The 15,181-nt window shown below is 67.5% G+C and carries 15 protein-coding genes; 12 read left to right on the top strand and 3 right to left on the bottom strand.

All coding sequences use genetic code 11. The annotated features are described in order from the left end of the window. Positions 1-9 precede the first annotated feature (9 nt). From ccsB to msrQ, 6 genes are all read left to right on the top strand, one after another. Positions 10-1,176, top strand: a complete 1,167-nt coding sequence (ccsB, locus tag ACEI37_RS25930; RefSeq protein WP_111521367.1) for a c-type cytochrome biogenesis protein CcsB — start codon at positions 10-12, stop codon at positions 1,174-1,176. 158 nt (positions 1,177-1,334) lie between these two features. After that, positions 1,335-1,772 (top strand): hypothetical protein, encoded by a 438-nt coding sequence (locus ACEI37_RS25925; protein WP_373378712.1) that lies wholly within the window; start codon positions 1,335-1,337, stop codon positions 1,770-1,772. Between the two features lie 51 nt (positions 1,773-1,823). Beyond that, positions 1,824-2,363 carry an RNA polymerase sigma factor gene (locus tag ACEI37_RS25920; RefSeq protein ID WP_112776692.1) on the top strand — a complete coding sequence of 180 codons (540 nt, stop codon included), beginning with the start codon at positions 1,824-1,826 and terminating at the stop codon, positions 2,361-2,363. Next, positions 2,360-3,223 carry an anti-sigma factor gene (locus tag ACEI37_RS25915; RefSeq protein WP_373378711.1) on the top strand — a complete coding sequence of 288 codons (864 nt, stop codon included), beginning with the start codon at positions 2,360-2,362 and terminating at the stop codon, positions 3,221-3,223. Before ACEI37_RS25920 ends, ACEI37_RS25915 begins: the two co-directional genes overlap by 4 nt. A gap of 170 nt (positions 3,224-3,393) precedes the next feature. Continuing rightward, positions 3,394-4,395: a protein-methionine-sulfoxide reductase catalytic subunit MsrP gene (gene msrP, locus ACEI37_RS25910; RefSeq protein ID WP_373378710.1), complete on the top strand. Its 1,002-nt coding sequence runs from the start codon at positions 3,394-3,396 to the stop codon at positions 4,393-4,395. Continuing rightward, positions 4,395-5,093 (top strand): protein-methionine-sulfoxide reductase heme-binding subunit MsrQ, encoded by a 699-nt coding sequence (msrQ, locus tag ACEI37_RS25905; protein WP_373378709.1) that lies wholly within the window; start codon positions 4,395-4,397, stop codon positions 5,091-5,093. The genes msrP and msrQ overlap by 1 nt, the downstream gene beginning before the upstream one ends. 27 nt (positions 5,094-5,120) lie before the next feature. Here the strand turns inward: msrQ and lysA are convergent, their stop codons facing one another. After that, on the bottom strand, positions 5,121-6,380 hold the full coding sequence (gene lysA / locus ACEI37_RS25900) for a diaminopimelate decarboxylase (protein ID WP_373378708.1): 1,260 nt from the start codon (positions 6,378-6,380) through the stop codon (positions 5,121-5,123). A gap of 2 nt (positions 6,381-6,382) precedes the next feature. Beyond that, positions 6,383-6,604 carry a hypothetical protein gene (locus ACEI37_RS25895; RefSeq protein ID WP_035848178.1) on the bottom strand — a complete coding sequence of 74 codons (222 nt, stop codon included), beginning with the start codon at positions 6,602-6,604 and terminating at the stop codon, positions 6,383-6,385. Between the two features lie 145 nt (positions 6,605-6,749). Between ACEI37_RS25895 and cyaY the strand changes: the two genes are divergently transcribed. Continuing rightward, positions 6,750-7,085 (top strand): iron donor protein CyaY, encoded by a 336-nt coding sequence (cyaY, locus tag ACEI37_RS25890; RefSeq protein WP_062801950.1) that lies wholly within the window; start codon positions 6,750-6,752, stop codon positions 7,083-7,085. 82 nt (positions 7,086-7,167) lie between these two features. On the opposite strand, the gene ACEI37_RS25885 is transcribed toward cyaY, so the two are convergent. Beyond that, positions 7,168-9,543: a penicillin-binding protein 1A gene (locus tag ACEI37_RS25885; RefSeq protein WP_373378707.1), complete on the bottom strand. Its 2,376-nt coding sequence runs from the start codon at positions 9,541-9,543 to the stop codon at positions 7,168-7,170. Positions 9,544-9,943: 400 nt separating this feature from the next. Here ACEI37_RS25885 and pilM point away from each other — a divergent pair, with 400 nt between their 5' ends. The 5 genes from pilM to pilQ are packed head-to-tail and all read left to right on the top strand — an operon-like array spanning position 9,944 to position 15,054. Further along, a complete protein-coding gene (gene pilM, locus ACEI37_RS25880; RefSeq protein WP_373380319.1) occupies positions 9,944-11,014 on the top strand; it encodes a type IV pilus assembly protein PilM in 1,071 nt (356 codons plus the stop codon). 17 nt (positions 11,015-11,031) lie between these two features. Next, positions 11,032-11,703 carry a PilN domain-containing protein gene (locus ACEI37_RS25875; RefSeq protein WP_373378706.1) on the top strand — a complete coding sequence of 224 codons (672 nt, stop codon included), beginning with the start codon at positions 11,032-11,034 and terminating at the stop codon, positions 11,701-11,703. A 2-nt stretch (positions 11,704-11,705) separates the two neighbouring features. Further along, entirely contained in the window at positions 11,706-12,377 is a 672-nt protein-coding gene (locus ACEI37_RS25870) for a type 4a pilus biogenesis protein PilO (RefSeq protein ID WP_112776698.1), read from the top strand. Beyond that, positions 12,374-12,922: a pilus assembly protein PilP gene (locus ACEI37_RS25865; protein WP_373378705.1), complete on the top strand. Its 549-nt coding sequence runs from the start codon at positions 12,374-12,376 to the stop codon at positions 12,920-12,922. Before ACEI37_RS25870 ends, ACEI37_RS25865 begins: the two co-directional genes overlap by 4 nt. After that, the gene (pilQ, locus tag ACEI37_RS25860) at positions 12,919-15,054 is read left to right on the top strand and encodes a type IV pilus secretin PilQ (protein ID WP_373378704.1); all 2,136 of its coding nucleotides are present in this window, start codon (positions 12,919-12,921) and stop codon (positions 15,052-15,054) included. The genes ACEI37_RS25865 and pilQ overlap by 4 nt, the downstream gene beginning before the upstream one ends. Positions 15,055-15,181: the final 127 nt, after the last annotated feature.

The following is a 15,181-nucleotide window of genomic DNA, read 5'->3' as shown; positions in this document are numbered from 1 at the left end:
GATCGCGCCATGCGCGGTACCCCGCGCGCCGACAGCGGCGCCGACGAGGCCTACCTCGAACCTTCCTTCCTGCGCCGGCTGAGCTGGCTGGACTGGCTGTTCGCGCTGGCGCTGGCCGCCGGCGCCGGCGTGGCGCTGGCGCAATACGGGCAATGGATGGACGGCTACGACAAGGCCGTGCTGATCGGCGCCGTGCCCACCTTCGCGCTGCTCGGCTGGCACTGGAAGCCGGTGCGGCCGCTGATGGTGGCGCTGGCGGTGCTGTCGCTGTTTGCGATCCAGCTCTACCAGGGCCAGCTTGCGCGCGCCGAACAGGCCTTCTTCCTCAAGTACTTCCTGTCGAGCCAGTCGGCCATCCTGTGGATGAGCGCACTGGTGTTCCTGTCGACGCTGTTCTACTGGGTTGGGCTGGCCACGCGCTCGGATACGGGCTACAGCCTCGGCAGCAAGCTGTGCTGGGGCGCGGTGGTGCTGGGCTTCACCGGCATGCTGGTGCGCTGGTACGAGTCCTACCTGCTCGGCGCCGACATCGGCCACATCCCCATCTCGAACCTGTACGAAGTCTTCGTGCTGTTCACGCTGATCACTTCGCTGTTCTACCTGTACTACGAAGGCCGTTACGCCACGCGCGCGCTGGGCCCGTTCGTGATGCTGGTGGTGTCGGCCGCGGTGGGCTTCCTGCTGTGGTACACGGTCAGCCGCAATGCGCAGGAGATCCAGCCGCTGGTGCCCGCGCTGCAAAGCTGGTGGATGAAGATCCATGTGCCGGCCAACTTTATCGGCTACGGCACCTTTGCGCTGGCAGCGATGGTCGCGGTGGCCTACCTGCTCAAGCAGCGCGGCGTCCTGGCCGAGCGCCTGCCGTCGCTGGAGCTGCTCGACGACGTCATGTACAAGGCGATCGCGGTCGGCTTTGCCTTCTTCACCATCGCCACCATCCTTGGCGCGCTGTGGGCGGCCGAAGCCTGGGGCGGCTACTGGAGCTGGGACCCGAAGGAAACCTGGGCGCTGATCGTCTGGCTGAACTACGCGGCCTGGCTGCATATGCGGCTGATGAAGGGACTGCGCGGCACGGTGGCCGCCTGGTGGGCGCTGGTCGGCCTGCTGGTGACGACCTTTGCCTTCCTCGGCGTGAACATGTTCCTGTCAGGGCTGCACAGCTACGGCGAACTCTGACGTGCGCATGCTGCAATGCAAAAGACCTGCCTTCGGGCAGGTTTTTTTTCGACTTTTTTCATTTTTTTTGGCCGCCGAGGGAATAAAGAGATCACATCCAGTGTTTACTGGAGGGACGGTGCCGGCTGGCGGCGCCGAATTGCATGGAGAACAAGATCATGGCAAGTCTGCGTCGTAACGCTGCTGCATCCCTGGTTCGTCCCGGCGCGCTCGCGCTCGGCTGCGCGGCTGTCCTGCTCGCCGGTTGCGCCGGCATGGGCATGGGCGGTGGCAGCGCCGGCAATCTGCCGCCCACGGTCAAGGTGACCAATGGCGTGCTGACCGATCCGCAGGGCCTGACGCTGTACACCTTTGACCGCGACACCGCCGGCAGCGGCAAGAGCGCCTGCAACGGCCCCTGCGCCACCAACTGGCCGCCGTTGATGGCGGCGCCGGGCAGCAGCGGCTCTGGCCAGTACACCATCATCACACGCGATGACGGCAGCAAGCAGTGGGCCTACCGCGGCCAGCCGCTGTACCGCTTCGCCAAGGACGCCAAGCCGGGCGACCGCACCGGCGACAACGTCAACAACGTCTGGCACGTGGCCAAGCCCTGACGCGGCGGCAGCCACCCCCAGAGTCACCACAACCACCACCGCCACCCCGGCATGGAAGGGTTTGACGGCCAGCTCGTTGCGCTGGCGCCGCGGCTGCGGCGCCATGCGCGCGGGCTCACCGGCGACGCGGCGCTGGCCGACGACCTGGTGCAGGACACGCTCGAGCGCGCGCTGCGCTACCGCTGGCGCTTCCGCCTGCGCCCCGGGGCGTGGTGGGGCGACGGCGCCGATGGCCTGCTGCCGTGGCTGCTGACGCTGATGCACCGGCTGCGCCTGAACGCGTTGCGCCGCAAGGACCTGGTGGTGGCCACCGACACCCTGCCCGAGGTCAGCGGCCCCGCCGAAGACCCGGGCCTGCGCCGCGACCTGTCGCAGGCGCTGGCGCAGCTGCCCGAGCCGCAGCGCGCGGTGCTGCTGCTGGTCAGCCTGGAACAATTGACCTACGCCGAGGCCGCGCGCGTGCTCGACATCCCGCCAGGCACGGTGATGTCGCGGCTGGCGCGGGCACGCGAACAGATGCGGCGGCTGCTCGACGGTGCGGCGCCCAACCGAACTGCCACGGCCGCCAATGCGCTGCAACGGGTGAAATGATGGCGGGCATCCACGAAGCCGATCTCCACGCCTATGCCGACGGCCAGCTGGCCGGCGCGCGCCGTGCCGCCGTCGAGGCCTACCTGGCCCAGCACCCGGACGCGGCGGCACAGGTGGCCGCGTGGCGCCGGCAGGCCGAGGCGCTGCACCGCGCGCTCGACCCTGTACTCAATGAACCGGTGCCCCTGGCGGCCTTGCCGCCGGGCTTGCACGGCGACCAGGGAGGCAACCGCGGCCGCGACGGCCGGCCCGATGGCGCCCGTCCCTGGCCGCGCTGGACCATGGCCGTGGCGGCCACATGCGCGTCGGTCGCGCTGCTGGCCGTCGGCGGTACGCTGGGCTGGCTGGCGCACGACCGACTTGGCGCCAGCACGCTGGTGCTCGCGCCCGGCGAGCGCTTTGCGCGCGAGGCGCTCGCCACGCATGCGGTCTACGCCCCCGAGATGCGCCACCCGGTGGAAGTCGCCGCGACCGAAGAGGCCCACCTGGTCGCCTGGCTGTCCCGGCGCCTGGGCGCGGCGCTGCAAGTGCCTGACCTGCGCGCGCAGGGCTTCCACCTGATCGGCGGCCGGCTGGGCGTGGCCGAGGGCGGCCCGTCGGCGATCCTGATGTATGAAGCCGACGACGGCACGCGCCTGTCGCTGCAGCTGCGGCGCATGGCGCAGGGCACGCCCGATACCGGCTTCCGCGTCGAGCGCATGACGGGCGAGGGCGCGCGTCGGCGTGCCCCGGGCCGCGACCCGATGATGGCGTTCTACTGGATCGACCGCGACCTGGGCTTTGCGCTGGCGGGGCCGCTCGAACGCGCGCGGCTGCTGACGCTGGCGCAGGTGGTGTACCAGCAATACCAGGGCGGATAACGCACCCGCACCGCGCTTGCGGCACATTGGCAGGCGCAGGCCTGCGTCATTTTGATGCCATCACAAAAAACTGTCAGGACTGGCCCGCACTCCACGACCAAGCCCAGAGTCCAATCCTGCAAGCACGTGGCGCCGCCGGCGCCGGCACGACCAGGCAATCGAGGAAAACCATGCTGATTCCTTCCCCCAAATGGCTGCGCGGCGGCGACATCGCCGCCAGCGAGATCACGCCGCGCCATGTCTTCGAAGCGCGCCGCCGCATGCTGGCGCTGGCTGCCGCCGGTGCTGCCGGCGGCACGCTGGCGCCTTGGTTCGCGCGCCAGGCCTTCGCGCAAGGGCAGCATGGCGCCCGGCTGCCCGCCACGCCTAACAACGCCTATGTCATCACCGAGAAGCGCACGCCGTACGAAGAGGTGACCACCTACAACAACTTCTACGAGTTCGGCACCGACAAGTCCGACCCGGCACGCCACGCCGGCACGCTGCGTCCGCGTCCGTGGCAGGTGGCGGTCGAAGGGTTGGTGAAGAAGCCGAAGGTCTATGACCTGGACGAGCTGGTCAAACTGGCGCCGATGGAGGAGCGCGTCTATCGGCTGCGCTGCGTCGAGGGCTGGTCGATGGTGATCCCGTGGATCGGCTATCCGCTGGCCGAGCTGATCCGCCGCGTCGAGCCGCAGCCGGGCGCGAAGTACGTGCAGTTCATCACGCTGGCCGACAAGAAGCAGATGCCCGGCCTCGGCAGCGGCGTGCTCGACTGGCCGTATAGCGAGGGCCTGCGCATGGACGAAGCCATGCATCCGTTGGCGTTGCTGACCTTCGGCCTGTACGGCGAGGTGCTGCCCAACCAGAACGGCGCGCCGGTGCGCATGGTGGTGCCGTGGAAGTACGGCTTCAAGAGCGCCAAGTCGATCGTAAAGATCCGCTTTGTCGACAAGCAGCCGCCGACCAGCTGGAATCTGGCCGCGCCGCAGGAATACGGCTTCTACTCGAACGTGAACCCGGATGTCGACCATCCGCGCTGGAGCCAGGCCACCGAGCGCCGCATCGGCGAAGAGCGTGGCAGCGGTTTCGGTGCGCTGTTCGCGCCCAAGCGCAAGACCCTGCCGTTCAATGGCTATGGCCAGCAGGTGGCGGCGCTGTACCAGGGCATGGACCTGAAGAAGTTCTTCTGATGCAAGGCGAGCGCATGGCTACCTCTTCCTCCGCCGCCGCGGCCGCCGTGCGCAAGCCGGCAGGCCTGGCAACGCTAGCGCCGCAGCGGGTGCGCGCGCTCAAGCTCGCGCTGTGGCTGCTGGCGCTGCTGCCGTTCGTGCGGCTGCTGTACCTGGGCGCGACCGAACAGTACGGCGCCAACCCGCTCGAATTCGTCACGCGTTCGACCGGCACCTGGACCCTTGTGATGCTGTGCCTGACGCTGGCGATCACGCCGCTGCGCCGCCTCACCGGCTGGAACTGGCTGATCCGGATGCGGCGCATGCTGGGCCTGTTCGCGTTCTTCTACGGCCTGCAGCACTTCCTGCTGTGGATCGGCGTGGACCGAGGCTTCGACCTGGCCTACATGATCAAGGACGTGTACAAGCGGCCCTTCATCACGGTCGGCTTTACCGCCTTCATGCTGATGGTGCCGCTGGCGCTGACCTCGACCAACGGCATGGTGCGCCGCCTCGGCGGCAAGCGCTGGCAGGCGCTGCACCGGCTGGTCTATGCCATCGCCGTGCTGGCTATCCTGCACTACTGGTGGCACAAGGCGGGCAAGAACGACTTCGCCGAGGTCTCGATCTACGCCGCAGTGGTGTTCGTGCTGCTGGGGATGCGGGTATGGTGGCGGCTGCGCAAACCAGCCGGGGGGACGCGCCAGCCCGCCGCGTAAGCAGCGGCGGGCCGGGCCTGTGGGGACTCAGTCCTGCAGCAGGCGCTCGTCGCGGAACAGGTCTTCGACCAGTTCGCGCTCGCGCACCAGATGCACCTTGCTGCCGTCGACCATCACTTCGGCGGCGCGCGGGCGGGTGTTGTAATTGGAGCTCATGGTGAAGCCGTAGGCACCGGCCGACATCACCGCCAGCAGGTCGCCGGGCTGCACCGCCAGCGCGCGGTCGCGGCCCAGCCAGTCACCCGATTCGCACACCGGGCCGACGATGTCGTAGGTCACGGCCGCGCCGTCGCGCAGCGTCACCGGCTCGATGCGGTGGTAGGCCTCGTACATGGCCGGGCGCGCCAGGTCGTTCATGGCGGCGTCGACGATGCAGAAGTTCTTGGCCGCGCCCGGCTTGAGAAACTCCACCTGCGTCAGCAGCACGCCGGCGTTGCCGACCAGCGAGCGGCCCGGCTCGAACAGCACCTCGCGATGGCCATGGCCGCGCGCGGCAACGCGCTCCAGCAGCGTGGTGGCGAAGCCGGTGATGTCCGGCGGGGTCTCGTCGGTGTAGGTGATGCCCAGGCCGCCGCCCACGTCGATGTGTTCCAGGCTGATGCCTTTGCGCTCGAGCGCCTCGACCACGTCCAGCACCTTGTCCAGCGCTTCCAGGTAAGGCTCGACCTCGGTGATCTGCGAACCGATATGGCAGTCGATGCCGGTCACGGCCAGGTGCGGCAGTGCGGCGGCGGCGCGGTAGGTCGGCAGCACGTCTTCGAAGGCGATGCCGAACTTGTTGCCCTTCAGGCCGGTGGAGATATAGGGATGGGTCTTGGCGTCGACGTCGGGGTTGATGCGCAGCGACACGCGCGCACGCTTGCCGACGCGGCCGGCCACTTCGTTGAGGCGGTCCAGCTCGGGGATCGACTCGACGTTGAAGCAGCGCACGTCCTGCGCCAGCGCCAGTTCCATTTCGGCAGCGCTCTTGCCCACGCCCGAGAACACCACCTTGCGCGGATCGCCGCCGGCGGCCAGCACGCGCTTGAGTTCGCCGCCCGAGACGATGTCGAAACCCGCGCCGAGGCGGGCGAACACCTGCAGCACCGCCAGGTTGGAGTTGGCCTTCATCGCGTACTGGACCTGTGCCTTGCGGCCCGCGCAGGCGGCGGCATAGGCCTGGTACGCGGCGGTGAGCGCCGCGCGCGAATAGACGTAGGTCGGCGTGCCGAACTCGGCGGCGATGCGCGCCAGCGGCACCTGCTCGACGGCAAGCGCGCCGTCCTGGCGATGGAAAAATGCGGTCATGGTTATCGGGTGGTGGGGGCGGCGGGGGACGATGCCGGTGCCGGCGTGGCCGGTGCAGGCGGCACGGCATCGGCACGGCCAAGGCCCGGATCCGGCACGGTCGGCGGGGTCGGCTCGGGCGGCACCTTGGGCAGGGTCAGCGGCCCGCGGATACCGCATCCGCCCAGCAGGGGCATCGCAAGGGCGGCGGCAAACGCCGATACAATCGCAACACGACGCAGCATCGGGTCGTCCTTTTGGCTTGTTGGCAAGGCGTTGGATGGCCCGGCGCGATGGCCAGTCATCCGGAGGATTCTTAACAAAAAAAGCCGTTCGCGCCACGTACGCCCGGTCCGGGCAGCGGCGGCAACGGCGGTCTCGGAGTTTAGCATGCCCCCCTTGAGCGAAAGCGAGTTCCTGGCCCTGGCCACGCGCGAGCTGGACCGCATCGAAGCCGCGGTCGAGGCGGCCGCCGACGCGGCCGACGCCGACATTGAAATCAGCCGCACCGGCAATGTGATGGAACTGGAATTCGAGAACGGTTCCAAGATCATCATCAACAGCCAGGCGCCGATGCAGGAACTGTGGGTGGCCGCGCGCGCGGGTGGTTTCCACTTCCGCCGCGAGGGCGAGCGCTGGGTCGATACGCGCAACGGCGGCGAACTGTACGCGGCGCTGTCGGGCTATGTCAGCGAGCAGGCGGGCGCCAGCCTCAGCCTGCACTGACGCCAGGATCCCGGGGACGTGCCCGGGGGCGCAAAAGAAAAGCCGGCCTCGCGGCCGGCTTTCTGCTGTCTGGCGAGCGCGCTCAGGCGCCGCCGAACATCTCCAGGATCTTCCGTTTCTCGGACTCGGTATCGACCGGCGGGGTGGTGGATTCCTCCGGCTTGCCCGGCCACGGATCGCCCAGGCCCACCGATGCCACGCCGGCGCCGCCGGCGTTCTCTTCGAAGGTCCAGTCGCCGCCCACCATCAGCACGCCTTCGGGCGCGGGCCGTTCCGGAGATTCCGGCACGCCCTTGAGCGCCTTGCTCATGTAGCCGACCCAGATCGGCAGCGCCAGGCCGCCGCCGGTTTCGCGCACGCCCAGGCTCTTGGGCTGGTCGTAGCCCATCCAGGCGATCGCCACCAGGTTGGGGGTGTAGCCGGCGAACCAGGCGTCGACCGCATCGTTGGTGGTGCCGGTCTTGCCCGCCAGGTCATTGCGGCCCAGGCGCTGCTTGGCGCTGTTGGCGGTGCCGTAGCGCACCACGTCGCGCAGCATGGTGTCGGCGATAAAGGCGGTGCGGGCGTCGAGCACGCGCACGGCATCGGTGCCGGCACGCTGCGGTCGGGTTTCAGAGATCACGTTGCCGCGCGCGTCGACCACTTTCTGGATCAGGTACGGGTTGACGCGGTAGCCGCCGTTGGCGAACACCGAGTAGGCGCCCGCCATCTGCAGCGGCGTCACCGCGCCGGAGCCCAGCGCCATCGGCAGGTAGGCGGGGTGCTTGTCGGCCTCGAAGCCGAAGCGGGTGATGTAGTCCTGCGCGTACTGCGTGCCGATCGCGCGCAGGATCCGCACAGAGACCAGGTTCTTGGACTTGGCCAGCGCGCGGCGCATGGTCATCGGGCCCTCGAAGCGGCCGTCGTAGTTCTTCGGTTCCCACACCTGGCCGCCGGTATCGGGACCGATCGTCAGCGGCGCGTCATTGATCACCGTGGCAGGCGAGAAGCCTTTTTCGAGCGCCGCCGAGTAGATGAACGGCTTGAAGCTAGAGCCGGGCTGGCGCCAGGCCTGGGTCACGCGGTTGAACTTGTTGCGGTTGAAGTCGAAGCCGCCCACCATCGACCGGATCTCGCCGTCCTGCGGGTTGATCGACACGAACGCCGCTGCCACTTCCGGCAACTGCGTCACCGACCAGTTGCCCTTCTCGTCCTGCGTCACGCGGATCACCGCGCCCGGGCGCATCTTCATCTTGGGCTGCGCATTGGCCGACAGCGACGGCGAGATAAAGCGCAGCGCCGAGCCTTCGATGGTCGCGACTTCGCCGGACAGCAGCGTCGCCTTGACCTGCTTGGGCGACACGCTGGTGACCACGGCCGAACGCAGGTCGCCGCTGCCCGGGTGCTCGACCAGCGCATCGTCGATGGCCTGCTCGCGCTCGGCCGGGTCGGAGGGCAGGTCGATAAAGGCCTCGGGACCGCGATAGCCGTGCTTGCGCTCGTAGTTCATGATGCCGGTGCGCACGGCTTCATAGGCGGCGTCCTGGTCGGTCTTGGTCAGCGTGGTGTAGACCGTCAGGCCGCGCGTGTAGGTTTCCTCGCGGTACTGCGCGTACATCAGTTGGCGCACGATCTCGGCGACGTATTCGGCGTGCGTCGAGAACTCGTTGCCCTCGGTGCGCACCTTCAGCTCCGCCTGCACGGCCTCGTCGTACTGCTCGGGCGTGATGTAGCGCAGGTCGCGCATGCGCTGAAGGATGTATTCCTGGCGCACCTTGGCGCGGCGCGGGTTGACCACCGGGTTGTACGCCGACGGCGCCTTCGGCAGCCCGGCCAGCATCGCCGCCTCGGCCGGCGTCACATCGCGCACCGACTTGCCGAAGTACACGCGCGCGGCGCTGTCGAAGCCGTAGGCGCGCTGGCCCAGGTAGATCTGGTTCATGTACAGCTCGAGGATCTGGTCCTTGCTCAGGTTGGCCTCGATCTTGTACGCCAGCAGCATCTCGTAGATCTTGCGGGTGTAGGTCTTCTCGCTGGACAGGAAGAAGTTGCGCGCCACTTGCATGGTGATGGTGGAGGCGCCCTGCGACAGCCCGCCGCGCAGGTTGGCCAGGCCGGCACGCATCACGCCGACGAAGTCGACGCCGCCGTGCTCGTAGAAGCGGTCGTCCTCGATCGCCAGCACTGCCTTTTTCATCACGTCCGGAATCTCGGCGATGGGCACGAAGTTGCGCCGCTCCTCGCCGAATTCGCCGATCAGCACATTGTCGGCGGTGTAGATCCGCAGCGGAATCTTGGGCCGGTAGTCGGTGATGGTGTCCAGCGAAGGCAGGTTGGGCGCGGCCACGAGCAGCGCGTAGCCAAGCAGCAGCGCAATCACGACGGCACCGGCGACTGCCAGTCCCACCGCCCAGAACATGAGCCGCGTCCAGATCGAACGACGGGCAGGGTGGGGCGGCTTGTGTTGTGCTGTGGCCATAAGGGAAATACCTAGTCAGGGGTGCCCGCGATTATATCTTCCGGCATCGGCCCGCCCGGGCGCACAGTGGCGGGGGCGCCGCTATCGCGCTGTTACAAGATGTAAGGCCGCGGATGCCGGCGTGCAGGGCGACGTTCGGGGCGACTACGGGGGGAAGCGCGCGGCACAGGCAGGCATGGAAGGGAACCCGACGACCGTGGGGTTTTGACAACGGATTGATGAGGGCCTTCTCAAAAACAAGTTCGGCCCAGTTCGGCACGTTGCCACCGATGCTGGATTTTGTGAGAATCGGCCAACATAAAAAGCAGACGTTTCATTCAAGAAACTAGGCTCGCCCGATTAGAGCGTACAAGCCAGGGGCGAGTTCAAAAGTCAGGGGGTCACCTTGCGTCGGGGCATTTTGTCGGGGCTTCTGCGCCGGACTACGGTCGGCGTGGATATCGGGTCGTCCAGTGTCAAGGTAGTCGAGCTCTCGGTGGGGGGCAGCAGGCAAGACTATCGGCTGGAAAAATGCGCCAGCGAACTGCTGGACCGCAATGCCGTTGCCGATGGCAACGTGATCAACATCGAGGCAGTCGGGATCGCGCTCAGGCGTGCGCTCGGCAAGGCCGGCATCCGCTCGAAGGAGGTGGTGCTGGGCGTGCCGTCCATGTTGACGGAATCGCAGACCGTCAGCCTGCCGGACAATCTGTCCGAAGACGAACTCTATTCCCAGGTCGAATCCGAGGCGCACCGGCTCTATCCGCCGTCGCAGGCCGTCAATTTCGACTTCGCCGTGATCGGCCCCAGCGAAACCGAGGGCGGCATCGGCGTGCGCGTCACCGCGGCCAACAGCGATCGCGTGCAGGAGCGCGTGACCGCCGCCGAAATGGCCGGCCTCAAGCCGCAGGTGATGGACGTCGAGGAATACGCGGTGCAACGCTCGATCGTGCAGATGCTGGGCGTACCGCACGAGATGTCCGAAGCCGACGCGCGCGCGCTGCCGGTGGTGGCGGTGGTCCACCTGGGCGGCAGCCGCTCCAAGGCCATCTTCTACCAGGGCTGGAAAGAACTCTATGAGCAGCCGCTGAACAGCTACGGCGACCAGCTTACGCAAAGCGCGGCGCGCATGTTCACGCTCGACGCGCTCAAGGCCGAGATCAAGAAGCGCAAGAACACGCTGCCCGAGGCCTGGCGCGCGCAGCTGCTCAAGCCATCGCTCGATGCCCTCGCCATGGAGGTGCAGTCCGCGATTGGCAACTTCATCGCCAGTTCCAGCCTGGGGCGGGTCGACGAAATCCTGCTGTCCGGCGGGCATGCATCGCTGTTCGGCGTGCAGGCGGCGATCCAGCACCAGACCAGGATCACCACCACGCTGGCGAATCCGTTCGCCAACATGGCGACCAACGCCAAGGTCAATGAGCGCTACCTGCAGCGCGACCTGCCGGCGTATATCGTCAGTGCCGGCCTGGCCCTGCGCGGCCTGCAATAACGAACCGGAGGCAAGAGATGTCAACGAACACACTGCCTTCGGTCAACCTGCTGCCCTACCATGAAGCCCGCAAGGCGGCGCGGCGCAAAAAGGTCTACACCATGCTTGGCGCAGCGGCGGCCGCCGGCGCGGCCGTGGTGCTGCTGGGCGGCCTCTATATCGACGGGCGCATCGCGTCCGTGGTGGCGCTCAACCAGGTGCTGGGTGCGGAAAACGCCAGGCTCGACGGCCAGATCCGCGAGGTCAACAGCCTGAAGAAGGACATTGACGCGCTGCTGCAGCGCCAGAAGGCCGTCGAGAGCCTGCAGACCGAGCGCAATCGCCCGGTGCAGCTGCTGGAGGAACTGGTGGGTCAGGTGCCCGAAGGCGTCTACCTGACCAGCCTGAAGCAGGCCGGCGAGGCCTTCACCATCGCCGGCGTGGCGCAGTCCAACGAACGTATTTCGGAGCTGCTGCGCAACCTGGGCGGAGTGGCCTGGCTCGACAAGGCCGAGCTGGTCGAATCCAAGGCGGTCACCATGACCAACAACCTGCGCGAGCAGCGCCGGCTGTTCGATTTCTCGATGCGCTTTGCGTACCGCGCGCCGGAGGCCCCGGCCGATGGCAAGAAGGCTGCCGCGGGCGCTTCGGCGCCATCCGCCGCTCCCGCCACCGCACCTGCACCCGCCCCTGCGGCCGGAAAGGCCTGACCATGGCGCTCAATACCGAAATCAACCTGGCTGACCTGACCAGCCAGTTCCGCGGGCTCAACCTGAACGAGCCGGAGACCTGGCCGGCCGCGCCGCGCGTGCTGTTCGCGGTCCTGGCCGCGGCGGTGGTGCTGCTGCTGGGCTGGCAGTTCTACTGGAGCGCAAAGTTCGACGAACTCGAGCGCCAGCGCCAGGAGCAGGAAAGCCTGAAGCAGGCGTACCAGTCCAAGGTGGCGCAGGTGGCCAACCTCGAGGCACTGCGCGAGCAGAAGAAGCAGGTCGAGCAGCGCGTGGCGCTGCTGGAGCGGCAGCTGCCCAACAAGACGGAAATGGACGCGCTGCTGGCCGACGTCAACCATGCCGGTGTCGCGCGCGGGCTGCAGTTCGAGCTGTTCAAGCCGCAGGCGGCGGTGATCAAGCCCTACTTTGCCGAGATTCCGGTGAACCTGCGCGTGACCGGGCGCTATCACGAGGTGGCGCAGTTCAACGCCGACGTCGCGGCGCTGTCGCGGATCGTGTCGATGCAGAACCTGCAACTGTCCAACACCAAGGATGGCGGGCTGTCGATGGAGGCGGTGGCGATGGCCTACCGCGCGCTCGACGCCGAAGAACAGGCGGCGCAGCGCAAGGCCGCCGCGGCCGCGGCCGCCGCCAAGGCAGGAGGCGCGAAATGAGCCGCACCGTTCGAACCCGCGCCCTGGCCTGGACTATGTCGCGGCGCGCGCTCGCGGCGGCGCTGGCGCTCGGCCTGCTGGGCGCCTGCGGCACGAGCGACGAGGACGCGCTGCGCCAGTGGATGGATGCCACCCGCAGCGCCCGCGCCAAGCCGCCCGAGCCCGTGCCCGACGCCCGCCCCTACGTGCCGCGCGAATACGCCGCGGCGAGTGCGCCCGAGCCGTTCGCGCAGGCCAAGATCGGCGAACTGAACAAGACCCTGGCCGATTCGCCCGAAGCCGGCCGGCGCCGCGAGCCGCTGGAGGACTATCCGCTCGAAAATTTCAAGATGCTCGGGATGATGAAGAAGCAGGGGGAAACCTTCGGCATCGTCCGTGTTGATAACAAGATCCACCATGTGAAGGTGGGTCAGTATCTCGGCCAGAGCTATGGCCGGGTGGTCCGCATCACCGATCAGGAGATCGTGCTGCGCGAATTGGTCCGGGAGGGGGTATCCGAGTGGAAAGAGAAAATGACCAGCCTGAAGCTGGACGCGGCGGCATGACCCCCGCGCGCTGGTATCGTGCGCGCGCGGGCGCCGTGATCAGGACCATGGCCACGGCGCTGGCGCTATGGCTTGCGCTTGGTGCACCGCAGGCGCTGGCACAAGGCAACCGGATCAAGTCGGTCGACGTCAGCACGACCGGCGAGCAGACCGTGCTGGTGGTCGAGCTGGAACGGCCGCTGGCGCAGAAGCCGGCGGACTTCACCACGCAGAACCCGGCCCGGCTTGCGATCGATTTCTTCGATACCGGCTTTGCCGAGCGGCGCGCGCAATATGAATACGGCGGCAAGCTGGTCAAGGCCGCCAATGTGATGCAGATCGGCGACCGCACGCGCGTGATCCTCGACCTGACGCGCAGCGCCACCTATCGCACCGACCAGCGTGGCAATGTCTTCGTGGTGTCGCTCGATAACGTGGCGCCGGCGGCCAAGAGCGCCGCGCCGACCTTCGCGCCGGCCGCGACGGCGCCGGGCGCCGCGGCGGGACGACCGTTCGTGCGCGGTATCGACTTCCGGCGGGGCGCCGACGGCGCCGGACGCGTGGTGGTCGACCTGTCCTCGCGCGAGTCGGGCATCAATATCGCGCAACAGGGCAAGAACGTGGTGGTCGATTTCCTCGGCACCACGCTGCCGGAGAACCTGCGGCGGCACTTCGACGTCAGCGACTATGGCTCGCCGGTGCAGGGCATGCGCGCCTCCGATGCCAACGGCAACGCGCGCCTGACCATCGAACCGCGCGGCAACTGGGAATACAGCTCGTACCAGACCGACACCCAGTTCGTGGTCGAGGTCCGGCCGGTCAAGGAAGACCCGACCAAGCTGATCAGCGGCCCGGGCTACCGCGGCGAGCGCCTGTCGCTGAACTTCCAGAACATCGACATCCGCTCGCTGCTGCAGGTGTTTGCCGACTTCACCAACCTGAACATCATCACCAGCGAAAGCGTGCAGGGCAACATCACGCTGCGGCTCAAGGACGTGCCGTGGGACCAGGCGCTGCAGATCGTGATGGATGCGAAGGGCCTGGCCTCGCGCCGCAACGGCAATGTGCTGTGGGTGGCGCCCAAGGCCGAGCTGCAGACCAAGGAAAAGCTGGAGCTCGAGTCGCAGCAGCAGATCAACGACCTCGAGCCGATCCGCAGCCAGGTGTTCCAGCTCAATTACCAGCGCGCCGAGGACGTGCGCAGGATGCTGCTGGGCATGGGCGCCGGCGGCGGCACGGCCGCGCCGATCGGGGCCGCCGGGGCGGCGGGTGCCAGCACGCGCATGCTGTCCAAGCGCGGTTCGCTGACGGCCGATGCGCGTACCAACCAGCTCTTTGTCTCGGATATCGCCTCCAAGCTGGAAGAGGTGCAGAGCTTTATCGGCAAGATCGACATCCCCGTGCGCCAGGTTATCATCGAGGCCCGCATCGTCGAGGCCACCGATACCTTCAGCCGCAACCTGGGCGTCAAGCTCGGGTTTGCCGGGCAGTACAACAATGCCCGCGTCGGCAACACCTACAACAACGTGCTGCCGGGCTCGACCTCCGACAACGGCCCGTTCCTGAGCCTGCCGGCCGGGTCAATCAACGGCACCAACCCGGCCAATATCGCGGTGAGCCTGTTCAACAGCGCCGCTACGCGCTTCCTGGCACTGGAGCTGTCGGCGCTGGAGGCGGACGGCAAGGGCAAGATCATCTCCAGCCCGCGCGTGGTCACGGCCAACAACATCAAGGCGCTGATCGAGCAGGGCACGGAATTGCCTTACCAGGCCGCCACGTCCAGCGGCGCGACCTCTGTGCAGTTCCGCAAGGCCAACCTGAAGCTCGAGGTGACGCCGCAGATCACCCCTGAAGGCAATGTGCTGCTGGACGTGGACGTGAACAAGGACAGCGTGGGCATCCAGACCACGTCCGGCTTTGCCATCGACACCAAGCACGTGCAGACCCAGGTGCTGGTCGAGAACGGCGGCACCGTGGTGATTGGCGGCATCTACACCCAGACCGAGTCCACCGATGTCGACAAGGTGCCGCTGCTGGGCGATATCCCGGTACTTGGCTACCTGTTCAAGAACAATGCCAAGGTCCGCAACCGGACCGAGTTGCTGGTGTTCCTGACCCCGCGCATCCTGAACGAAAGCGTGTCGCTCAGGTAGGGCCGGGGCGCCGGATACAGTAGACTGGCAGGCCGCATCGACTGATGCGGCCTTTTTTTGCGCCGCGCGCCGCGAGCCGCCGGGCCACGAATGCCGGCGCGGCGGCAAGAAATGCGGTCTATGCCGC

Source organism: Cupriavidus nantongensis, from assembly GCF_041726985.1.
Lineage (GTDB): Bacteria > Pseudomonadota > Gammaproteobacteria > Burkholderiales > Burkholderiaceae > Cupriavidus > Cupriavidus nantongensis_A.
This window is presented reverse-complemented; position numbering and strand designations above follow the sequence as displayed.